The organism is Deinococcus roseus (assembly GCF_014646895.1).
GTDB lineage: Bacteria > Deinococcota > Deinococci > Deinococcales > Deinococcaceae > Deinococcus_C > Deinococcus_C roseus.
This window is the reverse complement of the sequence record NZ_BMOD01000005.1, coordinates 245,831-262,850: the sequence shown is the minus strand read 5'-3', so window position 1 is coordinate 262,850 and position 17,020 is coordinate 245,831. Positions and strand designations below refer to the sequence as shown.

Sequence of the window (17,020 nt, the reverse complement as noted above, 5' to 3'; positions counted from 1 at the left end):
AGGAAACCTCAGGGTCTGTTTTTGCTGTTGTCTGCTGTCCAATGCGGGATTCAGCTGCGCCTGAACACATCGTTTTTCTGGTTGCTCTTGATCTGGTACATGGTGTGATCGGCATGGATCAGCAGGGCATGCTGATCTGCAGCATCATCCGGGTAGATGCTGATGCCCACACTGGCGGTGATGTGCACCTCATGGCCTTCAAGCAGAAAAGGTTTGCGCACCAGTTCCAGAAATTCCCCGGCCACCCGCTCCACGGATTGAACATCAAGCACATCGTTCAGCACGATGGCAAATTCATCTCCGCTCATGCGGGCCAGGGTGTCGCTTTCCCGGATGCGTTCCTTCCAGCGTTCGCTGACGGCCTGCAAAAGCAGGTCTCCCACATGGTGACCCAGGCTGTCATTGACCTGCTTGAAACCGTCCAGATCGATGAAAAGCACAGCGATGCGGGATTGCTTGCGTCTGGCCTGGGCCAGCGATTGCCCCAGACGGTCCTGGAAGAGCAGGCGGTTGGGCAGATTGGTCAGGGCATCATGGAAAGCCATGTGTTCGATGCGGTCCAGCAATTCACGCTGGGTGAGGGCCACCGACACCTGACTGGCGATGGCTTTCATCAATTCCAGGTCTTCCTGCGAGAAATCCGGGTCATCCAGATGGTTGAGGGCAGTCAGGGTGCCCATGGCAAGCGGACGGTCCGGGGCATTCAGCGGCACCACAATGACTGAGCCTACCTTTTGCTGGATGCGTTTGGCCTGCACCTCCAGGCTTTCCCTGGGGTCTGGGATCCCTTTCGGGGAAAAAGCCGGGCTCTGCTCCTGGATCACCCAGCCTGCGAGGCCATCCATCAACTCTTCAAACTCCACCATCTGTAGGGAGGAGGCATTTCTGGACCGGATGGCTCCAGCCTCCACCCGCCTTTCTTCATGGTTGAGCTTGAACACACTGCACCAGCGGGCAGACACCGCCTGCGCCACAATTTCACAGATGCGGTCCAGCAGGTTTTGCAGGGTGCGGGCTTCCTGCAGGGCCTCGCTGACCCGGTACAGGGCCTGGGTGCGGGCCAGGTCAGCCTTGCTGCGCTCCAGCAATTTTGAGGCCTGCAGGTACAGCTCCCGGTAACGCTCCTCGCTGGCCAGCAGTTCCTCGCGGGTTTGCTTCAACACCGTGATGTCGGTGGCAATGCCCAGCACCTCCTCCATGTGTTCGGGGGTGTTGAGGAACTGCTTGCTGGTGGTCAAAAAGCGACGGTTGCCTTCCAGGTCAGTGACGGTTTCTTCCTGAATCACCATCGGAATGCGGTTTTCAATCACATGCAGATCGGCTTCCCGGTATTTCTCGATCTGTTTGAGGTCCTTCTGGAAATCCAGATCGGTCTTGCCCAGCAGCTGCTCAGGGGTGGTGCCGTAAGCCTCTGCAAAAGCCCGATTGGCCAGGGTGAAGCGGCCCTCACGGTCCTTGGCGAAGATCAGGCTGGAACTCATGTCCACAATCTGCTGCAAGAGGATGCTGCGGCTGTGATCCAGGCCTCTCAGGTCCCAGTGCTGCTGTTTTTGCAGGTAAAACAGCACATGTTCTCCCTGGGGGCCACCCAGAGGCACCGCCATGCACAGCACATGGTGCTCTCCAAGAGGCTGTCCTTGCTGGTGGATGCTCAGGTTCAACTGCTGCACAAGGTTTTTCTGGTCTTTCAGGGCCTTTTTCAACAAGGGGCCAAAGCCCGATTGCGTGGCAGGCTGGGAGGGCACTTGCAGATGAAACTCCAGATTCAGGTCCTGACTGCGCTGTCCCAGCAAATCTGTCGGATGCAGCTTCAGGGCCTGGGCAAAACCCGCATTGATCAGCAAGTGTTCTTCCCGGGTGTTCAACACAAACACCCAGCCAGGAAGTGCCTCAAGAATGTGCTGCAGGGTCAGCCCTGAATGCATGTCTCATTTTGCACCTTCAGGTCTCACAGGATTCCACACAGAACACAAGTGCCCGGAACATTTCTGGAACACCCACGGAACGCTGCTGGGCTGCCTCCTGTTTAACATTCCAGAACGAGGTCCGTATGCAGAGAAAACGCATGGTGTTTCTGGTGAGGCTGTGGGTGGAACGCAGGCCTCTGGGGGTGCGCATTTACGGTCAGCTTTCAGAGGTCACCACCGAGACCCACCTGAAGATTCACAATTTCACGGAACTGAAAAGCCAGCTCAGACGCCTGATCCTGAGGTCAATCCATGGCTGATTCCCGGGCCATTGTTGCTGTGGCAGATGCCTTGAAGCGTCTGTTTGACCAGCAATTCAAGCAGGATTACCCCAGCCATCCCGTGGTGACCTCGCTGACGGTGCAACTGATCCGTGGACAGGACCTCGCTGGTTCTGGGGCCATTTCGCAGGGCACCTTGTTGTTGTTCATTCCCAGGGTCACACCAAACCTGTCCACCCGCAACCGCCTGCCAGAAGACCGCCCGGATGGCAAGCGCTATTACCCTCTGCTTCCTGTGGACATTCATTTCGTGCTGTTGCCGGTTTTGAAAAGTGCTGCAGCGCACCTGGAATTTCTGGGCTGGATTTACCGCACCCTGGACGACCATCCAGTGCTGTCCTCTGGGTTTCTGAATGCAGGCACCTACGGAACGGTGTTCGGGCCAGATGAATTTGTGGAAATCCAGCTGGAATCGCCGCCTTTGCCAGACTGGGTGGCCCTCTTTGAAGTCAACAAGGCCCGTCTGGATGCGGGTGTTTCCTGTGTGGCCCGCGCCGTCAATCTGGACTCCAGACGGCAGATCGAAACCCATCCCGAAGTGCAGATCCAGGACTGGAGGCACGACACATGGAAGTGAATGTGCGCATTGCAGACCTGGGGGTGCGTTTCTTTGACCCCATCCTGGGTGCTTTTGTCGAGGAGGGTTTGCAGGTGGGGGTGCATCCTGTGGGTTTTCCACACTTGCACCGCACCCTGACCAGCAACCGGGTGGGGGTGTACCACCTGCCTCCTAAACTGGTGCAAACCGAGGCTGGACATTTTGCCAGCACCACCCCGCATGAACTCACCGTGCAGGACACCCTGGGCCGTTACCTGCCTTATTCCCTGAAAGTCAATTTGCCCTTGCAGGGCCGCTTTGATGGTGGCTCTGGAAAGGGATACCTGCTGCTGTATCCTGCGCCGTCTTACCCGGTCAGTCAGGGGATGCAGGTTTATGCAAGTTTAAGAACCCTGGCCCTGGAACCCATGCCCTGGGCTGCAGTGAAAGTCACGCTGGGAACGGGAGGGAAGTCCACCAGTTCCATCGGTCTTGCAGACCAGAACGGCGAGGTTTACCTCTCGGTGCCGTACCCGGCTTACCTTCCCCTCGGCTCCAAATCCCTGATGGAGCAGAAATACCCTGTGGCTGTGGAGGTCGGATGGGACGCTGCACAGAAAGCCAGCCCCATGCCTGAACTCACTGCCGCCCTGGGAGCCACCCTGTCCAGTGTGACGGTCACCCCAACCAGCATTGCCTATGGTCAGCGTCTGGTGCTGCGCTCCTCTGGAAGCAGCTTCCTGCTGGTCTGAATGTTCTGTCCGCCCTTTTTCCGAATGCACTCTTGTTTTTCAAGGAGGAACCATGCCCGAGTATCTGGCCCCCGGAGTATTCATCGAAGAAACGTCCTTCCGCTCGAAGTCCATTGAGGGAGTGAGCACCACCACCACCGGATTCATTGGTGCCTCCCGTTTCGGTCCCATTGACCTGGAACCCGATCTGGTCACCTCCCTGGGGGAGTACGAACGCCTGTTCGGAACGGGTGAACCGCTGGCATTTGACCTCAACGACAGCAGCAAGAAAAGCCTGCCCATCAACGACCTCTGGCAGGCTGTCCGGGCTTTCTTTCTGGAAGGGGGCACCCGGCTGTATGTGTCCCGCACCTTCCGGCCTTATGCCACCGGAGGGCTGTACCTGGCCCCCACCGGAAAACCCAAAGACGATCAGGCAGCCAGGACCGTTGCAGACGCAGCAGACAGCAGCCGCTCCTACTACGAAGATGGCCATGCCCGGCAATGGATCAAAGCGGGTGCAGCCGCCGTTCCTGCCAGCAATGCCGACAGTGAAATGGCCCAGTTTCTGCAGTTGCGCTCCCGTTTCCCCGGTTCTTACGGGAATTTTGGGGTGCGTTTTGTGCTGCAAGGAGCCGGGAACCTGATCTCTGGCAAGAAAAAAGCCATGTTTCCAGACCCAGCAGACAGCACCAAAACCAAGGAATTTGAATTTCCCGTTCTGGCGGGTGTGGCTGCCGGAGATGTGATCCTGCTGGACGAAGACAAAGCCACCACCCAGACCCTCAGTAAAATTTATGTGGTCAAGGGTGTTGGTCAAGACGTGGTGCTGACCCAGACGGACGGCACAGACGTTTCTACTCACATCATCCTGGACGCTGCCAAAACCTACATTGCCCGCAAGGTCAGCCTGAACCTGGAAGTGTTCAGCCCCGAAGGTGCCCTGTTTGGTGCATGGTCTGGTCTGGGCCTCAACCTCAGAAATGTGGACAGCCTGACCAGTGTGTTCAAACAGAAACTGGACAATCCCCAGTCTGCGGTGCGCTACCCGCTGGTGATTCAACATGGTGCAGCCACCCCCACAGGCCTGGATGTCCTCAAAGCCCTGTTCTCCAAAACAGAAAAATACCTCACGGACACCGAAACCGCCCAGAAACTCACCCTGGCAGACAAGATCCTGCGGGGCATCGAAAGCCGTTTTGCCCTGACTGGAGGCAGCGATGGAGCCAGACCCACTGCTGGTGAGTACGAGGGGAAAGAAGACCTTGCGCTCAACACCCGCACCGGACTGAAACAGTTTGAGGCCCTGGAAGACATCTCCATCGTGGCCGCTCCGGGCATCACCCGTGGATACTTCACCAATCAACAAAACGCCCAGGCCATCCAGAACCTGTTGATTGCCCACTGCCAGAAGATGCGCTACCGCATTGCCGTGCTGGACTCTGGAGACAGCATGGGCATCAGCGACGTACGCACCATGCGCAGCGTTTACGACACCAGCCACGCAGCCCTGTATTACCCCTGGGTGCGCATCCTGGACCCCGTCAGCAAACAGGAGATTTTGCTGCCCCCCAGCGGTTTTGTGTCCGGGATTTACGCCCGCAACGACATCGAACGGGCGGTGTTCAAGGCCCCTGCCAACGAGGTGGTTTCTGGCGCACTGGGCTTTGAATTCAACATCCACAAGGCCCAGCAGGAGGTTCTCAACCCCGAAGGCATCAACTGCCTGCGCTTTTTCGAGGGACGCGGCAACCGGGTGTGGGGGGCCAGAACCTTATCGAGCGACAGCGAATGGAAGTACGTGAACATCCGCCGTTACTTCGCCTACCTGGAACGCTCCATCGAGCGGGGAATGCAGTGGGCGGTGTTTGAACCCAACGGCAACCAGCTCTGGGACAACGTGCGCCGCACCATCGAGGACTTCCTGCTCAACGAATGGCAGAGCGGAGCCCTGCTGGGCGAAAAACCCGAACGGGCCTACTTCGTGCGCTGCGACCGCAGCACCATGACCCAGAACGACCTGGACAATGGCCGTCTGGTGTGCCTGGTGGGTGTGTCTCCCGTGAAACCCGCAGAATTCGTGATCTTCCGCATCGGGCAGTGGACGGCGGACCGGAAGGTTTGAGCATTGCCGAGAGCCGAGAGCCAAGGGCACAAAATCCCCTTGAAACAAGGGAAAGGTCTTCAACATTCTTTTTGAAGCTTGAGCCAGAGCTTTCTGACCAGCTCTCGGCCCTGAGCCCTCGGTAAAATTCATTGAAAGAGGAAAAACATGCCAGACAGCAAAAACGCCAGACCATACATGCAATTCAATTTCCGGGTGTCGTTCGGTGGAGTGGAGGCCGGGTTTCAGGAGGTCAGCGGGATTGGCACCGAGGTGACCGTGGCCGAGTACCGCAACGGCAACGAACTGGAAAACAACGTGCGCAAACTGACCGGGCTGAACAAGGCCACCGACATCACCCTCAAGCGGGGGGTGACCGGAGCCAAGGAGCTTTACAAGTGGATGGATGAAGTGCGCTCTGGGACCGGGGAACCCCTCAAGCTGGTGACCATTGAACTGCTCAGTGCCAGCCGTGAAAAGGTGATGGCCTGGAACCTCAGCAATGCCCGCATCATCAAGCTGACTTTTGGCCCCCTCAATGCCAAGGGCTCAGATGTGGCGATGGAGGAGATGGTCATTGCCTACGAGCGCGTGACCGTGGAGTGAGGTGAGTGATGCTCAGCCGCCTGCCTGCTGTGAAAGTGGAGGCCCTGCCTCCCAGAACATCTGATTTTCTGCCCCGCATGGACATCCCGCTTTTTGTGGGGTTTGCCCAGAAAGGCAGCCTTTCTGCGGTGCTGGTGCAGGACATGGTGCAGTTCAAGGCAGAGTTTGGGGAAGCCCAGGTGTTGTGCTGGAACGACCAGGACGGCAGTGAAATCAGGATGCAACTTGCGGGAACCGTGCGGGCTTTCTTCGAGAACGGTGGGCGGCAGTGCTATGTGCTGCGGGTCAATCCCGATGGCGTGACCCATGAAGACGAGGGTGCCCAGTGGGGGTTTAACTTGCAGCGCTTTCAGGATGCCCGTCTGGATGCCCGTGATGTGCGCAGTCTGGCCTTGCAGGTGGACAGCTGGCGTCTGGCTTCTCGCACGCCCCAGGTGGGTTTTCAGGGCATTCACAAGGCCATTGAGTTGCCCGATGTGGCTTTCATCAGTGTGCCAGATGCCGTGCATGCCGGTTGGGTGCATCGGGTGGTTTTTCAGGTCAGTGTGGTGACTCCGCCTGCTCCTGTGCCTGAGGTGGTGCCCGATCCAGTGCCTCCTCCGGGTGCCTTCGAGGACTGCGAGGTGCAGCACACCCCCATCCTGACTGCTCCTTTTCTGAAGGTCACGCAGGACCATGAAAAGCTGGTGGTGTCTTTTGTCCCTGGCAAGTTGCTGAATGCAGTGGGGGTTGTGAAGCATGTGCTTCAGATCCGTTCTGACACGGAGGTGAGAGAGCGCCTCCTGCAGCCTGGTCTGGATCTGGTGCTGACCCCGGCAGACCTGGGGGTGGGGTTCTTTGATCTGCAGGTGGTGGCCAGTTGCCCTGCCCCAGTGCTCAACACAGTGGGCAATCCGGTGCGGGTGCGGGTCAGGCGGCTTTACCGGGCTTTCCAGAAAAAGAATCCGCCCAGAGAGGATCTGCTGGAACTGCACCGCTCCATGCTGCTGACCTGCGCTTTCAGGGCAGACACCCTGGCCATCCTTTCGGTGCCCGCTTTGAAGTTTGGTGCACTGGTGCGCCATGCGGCCCGCCTCAGGTCTCTGGTGCCTTCTGGAACGGAGCGTTATGGCAGCCTTTATGCCCCTTTGCTCAGGCAGGCAGAACAGGTGCTGGTTCCAGATGGGGTGGTGCTGGGACAGCTCTCCGAGGTGGCCCTGACCCGGGGAAGCTGGGTGGCTGCGGCCAACCGTCCTTATCGGGATGTGACCGGGGTGGAGCAGGAATTCAGCGATGCCCAGAGGTTGCAGTTGCAGGAGGCCAGAATCAATGTGGGCTTTCTGCCACCCGCAGGCATCCTGCACCTCTCTGCACTGGTGCTCAGCCTGGAAGAACCGCACCAGAATGTGCGTTTGCTGCTTCACCTGCTCAGGAGGTACCTGGATCGGCTGGGGAGCACTTTTGTGTTTGAACCCAACACCCAGCCGTCCCGTCTGGGCATGAAACGGCAATTGGAAGATGCGCTGGAAGTGCTGTTCAAACGCGGAGCTTTTCGGGGCCGCACACCTCAGGAGTCCTATCAGGTGGCGGTTCTGACTGCCCCGGAGAACACGCTGCTGTTTGAAATTCGGGTGAATCCCAGTGTTCCCATGACCCACCTCACCGTCACCCTGGTGCAGGCCGAAGATGGATGGAAAGTGCAGGAGTGAGCATGCAGATTTTTCAGGCCTTCAATTTTCGAGTCGAGATCCGCCTGCCCGACAGCAGCAACCCCCTGTGTGAAGCTGCTTTCAGCGAGTGCGATGGTCTGGAAGTCACCCGCGAGGTGAAAAGCATCCGGGAGGGCGGCAACAACAGCACCCACCTGCGCCTCCCTGGAGGGGTCAGTTATGGTCAACTCACCCTCAAAAGGGGCATGACAAAAGGGTTTGACCTCTGGAAATGGTTTGACCAGTCGGTGTCCAGCCCATCCCTGCGGGCCAGCATTGATGTGGTGATGCTTTCAGCCTCGCGGGAGGAGGTGGCCCGGTTCACCCTGAGCCGCGCCGTTCCTGTGAAACTCAAGGCTCCAGCCCTCAATGCCCGTGAAGGCATCATGGCCATTGAAGAACTCGGGGTGCTCTTTGAGCGTCTGGAGGTGCGTTATGCCTGAACTCCAGCAACTGGCCCGCGCTTACCTGATCGAACTGGACGCCCAGAACCAGGAAAAGGCAGACACCCGCATCGAGGTGCAGTTCAATCCTGAAACCCTGAAAGTGACTTTTGCCAACCAGGTCGCCAACCAGGACCAGGGGGGCAAGCAGAACAGCCCGCAATTTGTGGGGAAAGGCAGCACCAAGCTGTCCCTCACGTTGTATTTCGATGTGACTGCAGAACTCTCTGCAGGGCTGGACAGCACCGCCCAGGGGCAGGGAGAGGCCAATTCCGGAATGCGGGATGTGCGCCGCCTGACCCGCAAGGTGGCTTACTTCATCACCCCTGGTGAAATCAAGCAGGGCAAGGACCGGGGAAAATTTGCTCCTCCCAGAGCCCGGTTTCACTGGGGAAGCTTCCAGTTTGACGGCATCATGGAGTCTTTAGAAGAGAACCTGGAATTTTTTTCGCACGATGGTTTTCCGCTCAGGGCCAGCCTGACGGTGAGTCTGACACAACAGGAGATCCAGTTTCAGATTGCCAGCAATGCAGCAGCAGGGAATCCTGCAAAACCAGGGGCAAAACCCGCTGGAACCCGCCCGCAAACCCCGGCCAGGCAGGGCGGCAACCTGCCCCAGATGGCCGACCAGCAAGGCCTGGGAGACGACTGGCAGGGGGTGGCGCGGGGCAACAACATCGAAACCCCCAGAAACCTCAAACCCGGACAGCTGATTGACTTTTCCCTCAGGAAGCAGGTGGAGTGATGCCCGTGCAGATCAATGATTTTCAGGTGGTGACCGGGCCTGCTGCCAGCCAGAGCGGCCAGGGCCAGACCCCCCATAAAACCGACACCACAAAAGAAGTGCTCAAAATCGTGCTCAAACGTGAATCCAGAAAACAGCGCCTCAAGGTGGATGGGGGCAAACCATGACCCTCACCGTGGCCAGACCAACCCTGCTTTTGAATGGGCAGGACAGCGTGTTGTTCAGAGAAAACCTGCTGGAACTGTCCATAGAAGATTCCCTGGACGGGTTGTGCCGTCTGGAAGCCACGTTCAGCAACTGGGGCAACCGGAACAACCAGCTTGGGTTTCTGTTTCGCAAGCAGGACGTGTATTTTCAGACCCCGGTGCAGGTCAAGATGCAGGACACGCTGCTGTTTGAAGGGCGGGTCAGTGCGCTGGAAGCAGCCTTTCCAGAAGGAGAAGCCCCTCAGCTCACCCTGCTGGCAGAGGACGCTTTGCAGGAACTGCGCGTTCAGGTCAAAACCCGTGCTTTCGAGCAGGTCTCGGTGCCAGCTGTGGTGCAGCAGGTGGCCCAGCAGCATGGCCTGCAGGCCCAGGTGGAGGTGTCCAGCGAGGTTCATCCCCTGGTCATGCAACTGGAGCAGACCGATCTGGGTTTCTTGCGTGATCTGGCTTTGCAGGTGGGAGCAGAATTGTCTTTTGCCTCTGGAAAATTGTTCTTTCAGACCAGGGACCGCCGCAACACCCAGACCCTGACCCTCAAGGTGGGAGCCAGCGTGCGGGATTTGACCATCACGGCAGACCTGGCCAATCAGGTGAACCGGGTGGAGGTGCATGGCTGGGACGTGACTTCCAAACAGGGGGTCAAAGAAACGGCAGGCGATGCCAGCCTGGGGGCGGAATTGAAGGCCGACAGCGCTGCAAAAATCCTGCAGGCCCAGGGCCTCACCCGCGTGAAATCCGTGGCTTTGCCGGTGCAGATCAACCCCACCGCAGCAAAGACCCATGCCCAGGCGGTGTTCAGACGGGTGGCCCGCAGTTTTGTCACCCTGCATGGCGTGACCAACCCAGATCCCAGAATGAAAGTGGGCAACAAGCTGGAGCTGCAGGAGGCTGGAGAGGGCTTTTCTGGCACCTACACCATCACCTCCACCTGCTTCCGGTTTGACTCGCTGTCTGGGGCACGGTTTGAATTTCAAGCCCAGCGGCCTGACTTTGGGGGAGGATTCTGATGGAACGCCTCTACGGAGTGTATCCCGCACTGGTCACCAGCCACCAGGATCCGGACAACCAGGGTCGGGTGCGGGTCAAATACCCCTGGTCCAGCTCGGACAGCCAGGAAGCCTGGGCGAGACTTGCCACCCTGATGGGGGGTGCGGGCAAAGGGTCTTTCTTCATCCCAGAAATTGACGATGAAGTGCTGGTGACTTTTGAAGCTGGAGACCCTTCAAAGCCTTATGTGATGGGTTGCCTGTGGAACGGCTCAGACCGGCCCCCGGAACGGGTGGGTTCCCAGAACGAAACCAAAGTCCTCAAGACCCGGAGTGGCATGCAGCTCAGGTTCACCGAGCGTTCCGGACAGGAAGAAATCCTGATCCAGACCCCGGCAGGGCAGACCGTGAAACTGAAAGATGGACCCGGCAGCATTGAATTGCAGGACGCCAACGGAAACAGCGTGAAACTGGATCCCTCTGGAATCACGGTGAACGCTGCAGGTAAAGTGACGGTGGGGGCTGCCACCGTGGAAATCTCTGCTGGGATGGTCACGGTCAATGCAGGCATGAGCAAATTCAGCGGGGTGGTGCAGGCCGACACCGTGATCACCAACAGCGTGGTCAGTGCCGCCTACACCCCCGGCGCAGGGAACATCTGGTGAGTGTATGCAGGCAAGAATGATCGCAGCACACGCCCTGGTGGGACAGACCCAGTTTGTGACCCAGTGGGTGAGTCCTTCATCAAGCTGGCATGGTCAGAACCAGAACACCATGAAACGCCCCTCGGTGCTGGTGTTTCACGACGATGAATTCATGACCACCCTGATCGAAACGGCCAGAAACAACCCGGACGATCTGGAACAGTACCGGGTGAAAACCGCAGGCCAGAAACTTTTCCAGCCCACCCATGGAGATTTTGCAGTGGTGACGGCCAGTCTGGTTTGCTCTGGAATCACCCTCCCTGAACGCCAGACCCACCCTGAAAAAGGGGAGAGGGTGGCCTTTGTGGTGCGCCGTCTGGTGGGAGGTGAGGAGTACGCCTGGGTGAAAGGCCAGGGCTGGCTGACCGCAGACCTGCAAAAACCCAACCCCCAGGAGGAACTGCAGGGGCTTTTCCCGGTGATGTGCGGCTCTGGAGACCAGCAGCGCAAAATCTGGGCGGGTCTGGTGCCCACCTCCAGCAGGGACACTTATGTTTCTGATTCTGCCCGTCCCAGTGCGGCAGATCTGGCCCAGGAAGTGGCCCGCTATGCCAGCACCAGGGGTGCTGGCCCAAAACACCCGGCCACCCAGCAATTCAAAGAGCAATTGCAGGAAGCCCTGAATGGGTTTCAGTTTCTGCCTGCGGATCCCACCGATCAGGAGGCCAGCACCTTCTTCTTCTCGGATTTTCTGGATTGGTTTTCCAGGTATTTGCCTGCTGCCCTGAGTGCCATAGATGCTCCCAGCAATCCGACAACTGGAAACCCCATGACACCCCTTTTTGACAGGCTTTCCATTTACAAGACAGCGGGGAATGTGACCTACTGGGATGCCCTCAGGCAGGTGCGGCCCTACCACAAACTGGGCACTGTGGACCCTGCCAACCATCCCAGCCTGAATTTGCGCACCACTTCCGTTTCGGTGGGTCAGGATTTGTTCAACTTCTTCAATGGCTTGCAGTACCCGCCCCTGACCCTGCCGAATGTGCCCCTCAGGGAATCCCGACTCTCTGCCTCGGACCCGTTTGTGGTGCGGATGTATTACCACCGCCCTTACTGCCGCTTCCGGCCCCACCTCCTCTCTGAACCCAGCCTGCCTTTCCTGATTGCCCCTTATTTTGATCCTGATGCTCCTGGCAGACCCATCCGCATTGTGATGCCCAGTGATGTGAGCATCCGGGGGTTGCGCAAATACCGCCGCAACGTCTCCATCGAGATGAGCACCGAACTGCGCAAGAAAATCCAGCAGATCACCCCAAAGGTGCTGGACGGCAAGCTGGAGCAGGCGGTGGATTTCAACCTGGGCCTGATCTGCTCGTTTTCCATTCCCATCATCACGCTGGTGGCGCTGATTTTGCTGCTGGTGTTTGTGGTGGTGCTGAACATCGTGTTCTGGTGGCTGCCTTTCTTTCGAATTTGTTTCCCCGTGAAGAGGTGATGTGTGCGTGACTCCCTGTTAGGAACTGGACTGAATTTTCCACTGCAAATCAAAGATGGACGTTTCGTTTACGCTGCAGGCACCGAGAACATCCTGCAGAACATTGAAATCATCCTGCGCACCCAGGTTTCAGAGCGCCTGCGTGCCCCGGAATTTGGGGCTGGACTGGAACGCCTGCTTTTTGAGCCCAACACCCCCGCCACCCGTCACCTGATTGCTTCAAGGGTGGAACTGGCCTTGCAGCAGTGGGAAAAGCGCATCTCGGTCAAAGATGTGGCCGTGCTGGAAGACCCGCAAGACGAAACCGCTGTGATCGTGCAGGTGCAATACCAGCTGGTGGCCAGCGGAACCACCCATGAAACCCGCTTTGCCATGCAACTGGGAGGTGCCTGATGCCTTTAAAACCTCCGGTGCTGGAAGACAAAAAGTACGCAGATCTGGTGCAGGAAGCGCTGGCCCGCATTCCGGTTCACAATCCCGAATGGACCAACTTTTCCAAGGCAGATCCTGGCGTCACCCTGCTGGAACTGTTCGCCTTCATGACCGAGACCTTGCTGTACCGGGCCAACCTGATCCCGGAACGCAACCGCCTGAAATTCCTCTCCCTGCTGGGCATGGGACTCCAGGAAGCGCAGGCGGCCTCTGGACTGGTGTCCCTCAAAGCAGATGCACTGGAAGAGGTGCGCCAGGAAACCCTGCTCAGAGCAGGAAGCATCCCTTTCCGGGCCACGCATGGTCTGAAGGTGCTGCCTCTGGAAGCCAGGGTCTTTTACAAACAGCAGATCACCCCGGATGCTGCTCTCCTGCAGGCCTATCAGGACCTGTACGCCTCATACCCCGACCATGAACTGACCCTCTATCAGGTGACCCCGATTCTGGACGACTTGCTTTCACGGGTGGGGGCCAGGGACAGCGCAGATGGAGCCGTCTGGCTGGGCCTCTTTCTGCCTGAAGGCTCAAAAGACACCCGCGATGCCTTCCTGAAGAAGCACACCGGGGAAAAGCTCACTCTGGGCGTGGTGCCTTCTTACGACCTGAAAAAAGTGCGGGTGGACCAGAAACGGGACCAGTTGCCTTTCACCATCGATTTGCCCTCGCTGAAAAACGACCAGTTGACCTTCCGGACCCTGCCTGCCCGTTTGCTGCAGGACACCGTGACAGCCCCTTTCACCCTGGAAGTCACCCTGCCCACCTTTGACACCGACTGGAACGATCTGGACCCCCTGGAAGCCGGGGTGGGCCTGATGCCCCCAGATCTGGAAGACACCCAGTTGAAGGAAAAACTGCTGGGCTGGCTGCGCATCAACCTGCAGGGAAGTGAATTTCAACTGGCTGCTGTGCAGGTCAATGGTCTGAAAATCACCCAGGAGGAATGGGTGTATTCGGAGATCCTGCCAGATGGCACCGGCGAACCCGATCAGGTGGTGCGCCTGTCCCGTGCTCCGGTGCTGCCCAGATCTGTTGCCGTGCATGTCCGTGCAGGCAACGAAACCCAGACCTGGACCCGTGTCAATGACCTGCACGAAGCTGCGCCAGAGGTGATCCTTCCCGATCCGACCCTGCCCCCTGCCGTGAAAAAGGTCTACCAGGAGCAGAGTCGGGTTTTCGTGCTGGACGCAGAATCAGGAGAAATTCACTTTGGAAATGGCCTCAGAGGAACCCGTCCAGCACCCCAGTCCCAGATCCGGGCCGATTATGCCTACTCGGTGGGTGCCAGGGGGAACCTGGGGGAGAAAGCCATCAGCAGCATCGAGCACCCCAGAATCAAGGTGTTGCACAGTTACCCCACCTGGGGCGGAGCAGATGCAGAGAAAGTGCAGGATGCAGAAAAACGCATCCCGCAGCTGTTCCAGCATGGCCAGCGGGCGGTGACAGCAGAAGACTTCAAAAACCTGACCTACAGCACCCCCGGAATTGAAGTGGGGCGGGTGGAACTCCTGTCCCAGAAGACTCCTGGCACCGTGCGCCTGCTGGTGGTTCCACAACACGACGCAGCCCACATGGACGCCCCCATGCCAGACACCCTGTTTCTGCAGGCCGTGTGTGACCATCTGGACCCGCGCCGTCTGGTCACCACGGAAGTGGTGGTTTACCCTCCCAGGTACCGCCAGATTCTGGTGTCCATTGGGCTGGAGGCGCAACCTGGAGTGGCTTTTTCGCAGGTGCAGGACGATGTGAAAGCTGCATTGAGGGCCTTTCTTTCCCCCTTGCCTTCTGCAAACCAGACAGGCTGGGCCATGAAGAAACCCGTGCGGGCCATGGAGTTGCTGGCCACAGTGAACCGGGTGGCCTCGGTGCAGTACGCCCAGGATGTGCTGCTCGCAGAAGTGGGGACCCCCAACCCCACCCAGACCGTGACCCTGCAAGAAGATGAATTTCCTTTGCTTGCAGCCCTCTCCATCAGTGTGGGAGATCCCCTGCCCCTGGAAGACCTTGCTCCCAGCGCCCCGGACACCCCGGACCGCCTGCTGGTTTCGGTGCCCAGCAGCAAAGTGAAAGGATGCGGCTGACATGGATGTCAACGGCTCGGGGTACCACCTGCTGCTCGGTCAGACGGACTGGGAGAGCAGCATCGGGGGGTTTCACCTCGGATACGACCAGACATCCCAGGCCGTGACGCTGGCCCCCGAAGTGTTTCACTTCCAGACCCATCCCTCAGACCACCTGCCCACCGCTGCTGATTTGCGCAGCATAGGGGCAGATGCCTGGGGGAATGTGTACCTGATTTCCGAAGACCGCACGAAAGTGCAGGTGCTGGCCCCCCAGACCCGCATTCCCCAGACTTACTGGACAGGGGACATGGCTGCTCCTTCCAGAGAACACGGGGCTTTCAGTGATCAGCCTGCTGCTTCACCTGCTCCGGTGTTGCTGAATGCCCTGGCAGTCACCGAAAGCCAGCGTCTGGTGGTGGCTGCAGACCGCACCCTGTACGTGTTCGATCTGGTGGCCGGAGGACCTCCTTTGCCAGAGCAGGTGGATTTTGCACCCAGTGGACGCATCCAGCACCTGTACCCCAGGGTTGAAGGTGGATTCTGGTTGCTGGAACAGCAGGGTGATCAGGCCCACCTGTGGACTTTTGATGCCCAGTTGCGCCCCATTCCCACGGAAACCACAGCCCAGGAGGCCACTTTCGCAGATGTGGGGGACACCCGCACCCTGCAAAAAGTGACCGGAAGTTTTCACGATCTGGGTCAGGTGCAGGTTTTGCAGATGGTCTTTCCAGACCGTGAAAGAGGCGTGCTGTTGACCCATCAGGGCGTGTTTCAATGGACCTCCCAGAACGGGCTGCAGGACCTCAAGTTAAAGCTCCCGGATGGGTTTGAACGGGGTTATGCCCTGCATGCACTCCCCTCCTGCATTTTTCTGGTGGAAAAGCAGGGCAACCAGGCCCTGAAGTACCGCACAGGGGCCACCCTGCCAGAATCCTGCTATTTCCCCATGCGGGATTTTGTGGGGAAAGGACTGGTGCTGGTGCGGGACCGCATCCATTACCACTCTGAAAACGGGATTTTGCCTCTGGCAGAGCAACCCAGACCCCGCTTCAAGACCACCGGACAGCTGCTTTACTGCTTTGATGGCAAGGAAGCTGGTTGTGTTTGGCACCGCCTTTTTCTGGATGCCGATCTGGAACCCGACACCCGCATTGAAATCCGGGCTTATGCCACCAATCAGGCCTTGCCGCCCAATCAGGCCCCCAGAAGCCGCTGGCTGAAACCCCAGCCCACCCCCTACACCCGTGGCATGGGCCGGGAATTGCCCCTGGAACCCCTGGACGCCGGGTTTCGCACCCTGGAAACCCTCTTTCAGGAGGTGCAGGGCCGTTACCTGTACCTGGAAGTGACTTTGCAGGGTTCCGGGCGCACCACACCCCGAATCCGGGCCCTCAGGGCTTACTACCCCAGATTCAGCTACCTGCAATACCTTCCTGGAATTTTCCGGGAAAATCCAGAATCTGCCAGTCTGCTGGAGCGCTTCCTGGCCAACACCGAGGGCATTTTCACGGATCTGGAAGGCCGCATTGCTGCCAGTGAGAAACGCTTTGACCCCCACAGCACCCCGGCAGAAGACCTGGAATGGCTGGCCTCCTGGATGGGCATTGAATTTCCAGGGCACTTCAACGGGCAGCAAAAACGCTTCATGGTCCAGCATGCCTCGACCATGCTCCCCCTCAGGGGCACCCGCAGAGGACTTGAAATGCTGCTCAATCTGTCCCTCGACCCTTACCCCGCCCCCAGCACTCTGGACCCCGAATGCTCACGGGTGAAGGTGCTGGAAGACATCCGCACCCCCCACCAGTTTCAGGTGGTGATCCTGCTCCCGGATGGGGTTCCTGAAGTGGAAGAACTGGAACGCCAGGTGCAACTTCTCACCCTGATCACCGAACAGAACAAACCCGCCCACACCCGTTTTGAAGTGTATTTCGACTGGGCACTGTTCAAGGTGGGCAGCGCTGTGCTGGGTTCTGGCACAGCCCTCAAAGAGGTTCCACTTTCCAGACTGCTGCCCAGCCTGATCCTGGGCAGAAACCCCCTGCTGTCCCGGCTGTGGGACGCTGGCACCGATCCCCGCTGGGTGCTTTGATC

At 58.5% G+C, this 17,020-nt stretch carries 16 protein-coding genes; 15 read left to right on the top strand and 1 reads right to left on the bottom strand.

The window, feature by feature from the left end; translation table 11 throughout:
• Positions 1 to 50 precede the first annotated feature (50 nt).
• Positions 51 to 1,925 (bottom strand): diguanylate cyclase domain-containing protein, encoded by a 1,875-nt coding sequence (locus tag IEY52_RS09840; protein ID WP_189002508.1) that lies wholly within the window; start codon positions 1,923 to 1,925, stop codon positions 51 to 53.
• Between the two features lie 125 nt (positions 1,926 to 2,050).
• Between IEY52_RS09840 and IEY52_RS09835 the strand changes: the two genes are divergently transcribed.
• From IEY52_RS09835 to IEY52_RS09765, 15 genes are all read left to right on the top strand, one after another.
• Positions 2,051 to 2,227, top strand: a complete 177-nt coding sequence (locus tag IEY52_RS09835) for a hypothetical protein (RefSeq protein ID WP_189002507.1) — start codon at positions 2,051 to 2,053, stop codon at positions 2,225 to 2,227.
• The gene (locus tag IEY52_RS09830; RefSeq protein WP_189002506.1) at positions 2,220 to 2,825 is read left to right on the top strand and encodes a Pvc16 family protein; all 606 of its coding nucleotides are present in this window, start codon (positions 2,220 to 2,222) and stop codon (positions 2,823 to 2,825) included. The genes IEY52_RS09835 and IEY52_RS09830 overlap by 8 nt, the downstream gene beginning before the upstream one ends.
• The gene (locus tag IEY52_RS09825) at positions 2,816 to 3,538 is read left to right on the top strand and encodes a hypothetical protein (protein ID WP_189002505.1); all 723 of its coding nucleotides are present in this window, start codon (positions 2,816 to 2,818) and stop codon (positions 3,536 to 3,538) included. The genes IEY52_RS09830 and IEY52_RS09825 overlap by 10 nt, the downstream gene beginning before the upstream one ends.
• Positions 3,539 to 3,590: 52 nt before the next feature.
• Positions 3,591 to 5,642: a phage tail sheath family protein gene (locus IEY52_RS09820; RefSeq protein ID WP_189002504.1), complete on the top strand. Its 2,052-nt coding sequence runs from the start codon at positions 3,591 to 3,593 to the stop codon at positions 5,640 to 5,642.
• 147 nt (positions 5,643 to 5,789) lie between these two features.
• Positions 5,790 to 6,227, top strand: coding sequence for a phage tail protein (locus IEY52_RS09815; protein ID WP_189002503.1), 438 nt, complete (start codon positions 5,790 to 5,792; stop codon positions 6,225 to 6,227).
• A gap of 8 nt (positions 6,228 to 6,235) precedes the next feature.
• Complete coding sequence (locus IEY52_RS09810) at positions 6,236 to 7,915, top strand: hypothetical protein (RefSeq protein ID WP_189002502.1); 1,680 nt, start codon at positions 6,236 to 6,238, stop codon at positions 7,913 to 7,915.
• Positions 7,916 to 7,917: 2 nt separating this feature from the next.
• The gene (locus tag IEY52_RS09805) at positions 7,918 to 8,358 is read left to right on the top strand and encodes a phage tail protein (RefSeq protein WP_229684708.1); all 441 of its coding nucleotides are present in this window, start codon (positions 7,918 to 7,920) and stop codon (positions 8,356 to 8,358) included.
• A complete protein-coding gene (locus IEY52_RS09800) occupies positions 8,351 to 9,103 on the top strand; it encodes a CIS tube protein (RefSeq protein ID WP_189002500.1) in 753 nt (250 codons plus the stop codon). Before IEY52_RS09805 ends, IEY52_RS09800 begins: the two co-directional genes overlap by 8 nt.
• Complete coding sequence (locus IEY52_RS09795; protein ID WP_189002499.1) at positions 9,103 to 9,270, top strand: hypothetical protein; 168 nt, start codon at positions 9,103 to 9,105, stop codon at positions 9,268 to 9,270. The genes IEY52_RS09800 and IEY52_RS09795 overlap by 1 nt, the downstream gene beginning before the upstream one ends.
• Positions 9,267 to 10,316, top strand: coding sequence for a phage late control D family protein (locus tag IEY52_RS09790; RefSeq protein ID WP_189002498.1), 1,050 nt, complete (start codon positions 9,267 to 9,269; stop codon positions 10,314 to 10,316). The genes IEY52_RS09795 and IEY52_RS09790 overlap by 4 nt, the downstream gene beginning before the upstream one ends.
• Positions 10,316 to 10,960, top strand: coding sequence for a phage baseplate assembly protein V (locus tag IEY52_RS09785; RefSeq protein ID WP_189002497.1), 645 nt, complete (start codon positions 10,316 to 10,318; stop codon positions 10,958 to 10,960). The genes IEY52_RS09790 and IEY52_RS09785 overlap by 1 nt, the downstream gene beginning before the upstream one ends.
• 16 nt (positions 10,961 to 10,976) lie before the next feature.
• Positions 10,977 to 12,437 carry a hypothetical protein gene (locus tag IEY52_RS09780; protein ID WP_189002496.1) on the top strand — a complete coding sequence of 487 codons (1,461 nt, stop codon included), beginning with the start codon at positions 10,977 to 10,979 and terminating at the stop codon, positions 12,435 to 12,437.
• 3 nt (positions 12,438 to 12,440) lie between these two features.
• Positions 12,441 to 12,830 carry a GPW/gp25 family protein gene (locus IEY52_RS09775; protein ID WP_189002495.1) on the top strand — a complete coding sequence of 130 codons (390 nt, stop codon included), beginning with the start codon at positions 12,441 to 12,443 and terminating at the stop codon, positions 12,828 to 12,830.
• On the top strand, positions 12,830 to 14,947 hold the full coding sequence (locus IEY52_RS09770; RefSeq protein ID WP_189002494.1) for a putative baseplate assembly protein: 2,118 nt from the start codon (positions 12,830 to 12,832) through the stop codon (positions 14,945 to 14,947). The genes IEY52_RS09775 and IEY52_RS09770 overlap by 1 nt, the downstream gene beginning before the upstream one ends.
• Position 14,948: 1 nt before the next feature.
• The gene (locus IEY52_RS09765; protein WP_189002493.1) at positions 14,949 to 17,018 is read left to right on the top strand and encodes a phage tail protein; all 2,070 of its coding nucleotides are present in this window, start codon (positions 14,949 to 14,951) and stop codon (positions 17,016 to 17,018) included.
• Positions 17,019 to 17,020: the final 2 nt, after the last annotated feature.

Excerpts from the sequence above, each read along its gene's own strand:
- IEY52_RS09820 (WP_189002504.1), top strand. The coding sequence starts at position 3,591 with ATGCCCGAGTATCTGGCCCCCGGAGTATTCATCGAAGAAACGTCCTTC.
- IEY52_RS09805 (WP_229684708.1), top strand. The coding sequence starts at position 7,918 with ATGCAGATTTTTCAGGCCTTCAATTTTCGAGTCGAGATCCGCCTGCCC.
- IEY52_RS09800 (WP_189002500.1), top strand. The coding sequence starts at position 8,351 with ATGCCTGAACTCCAGCAACTGGCCCGCGCTTACCTGATCGAACTGGAC.
- IEY52_RS09830 (WP_189002506.1), top strand. The coding sequence starts at position 2,220 with ATGGCTGATTCCCGGGCCATTGTTGCTGTGGCAGATGCCTTGAAGCGT.
- IEY52_RS09815 (WP_189002503.1), top strand. The coding sequence starts at position 5,790 with ATGCCAGACAGCAAAAACGCCAGACCATACATGCAATTCAATTTCCGG.
- IEY52_RS09835 (WP_189002507.1), top strand. The coding sequence starts at position 2,051 with ATGCAGAGAAAACGCATGGTGTTTCTGGTGAGGCTGTGGGTGGAACGC.
- IEY52_RS09785 (WP_189002497.1), top strand. The coding sequence starts at position 10,316 with ATGGAACGCCTCTACGGAGTGTATCCCGCACTGGTCACCAGCCACCAG.
- IEY52_RS09840 (WP_189002508.1), bottom strand. The coding sequence starts at position 1,925 with ATGCATTCAGGGCTGACCCTGCAGCACATTCTTGAGGCACTTCCTGGC.
- IEY52_RS09780 (WP_189002496.1), top strand. The coding sequence starts at position 10,977 with ATGATCGCAGCACACGCCCTGGTGGGACAGACCCAGTTTGTGACCCAG.
- IEY52_RS09765 (WP_189002493.1), top strand. The coding sequence starts at position 14,949 with ATGGATGTCAACGGCTCGGGGTACCACCTGCTGCTCGGTCAGACGGAC.
- IEY52_RS09825 (WP_189002505.1), top strand. The coding sequence starts at position 2,816 with ATGGAAGTGAATGTGCGCATTGCAGACCTGGGGGTGCGTTTCTTTGAC.
- IEY52_RS09790 (WP_189002498.1), top strand. The coding sequence starts at position 9,267 with ATGACCCTCACCGTGGCCAGACCAACCCTGCTTTTGAATGGGCAGGAC.
- IEY52_RS09795 (WP_189002499.1), top strand. The coding sequence starts at position 9,103 with ATGCCCGTGCAGATCAATGATTTTCAGGTGGTGACCGGGCCTGCTGCC.
- IEY52_RS09810 (WP_189002502.1), top strand. The coding sequence starts at position 6,236 with ATGCTCAGCCGCCTGCCTGCTGTGAAAGTGGAGGCCCTGCCTCCCAGA.
- IEY52_RS09770 (WP_189002494.1), top strand. The coding sequence starts at position 12,830 with ATGCCTTTAAAACCTCCGGTGCTGGAAGACAAAAAGTACGCAGATCTG.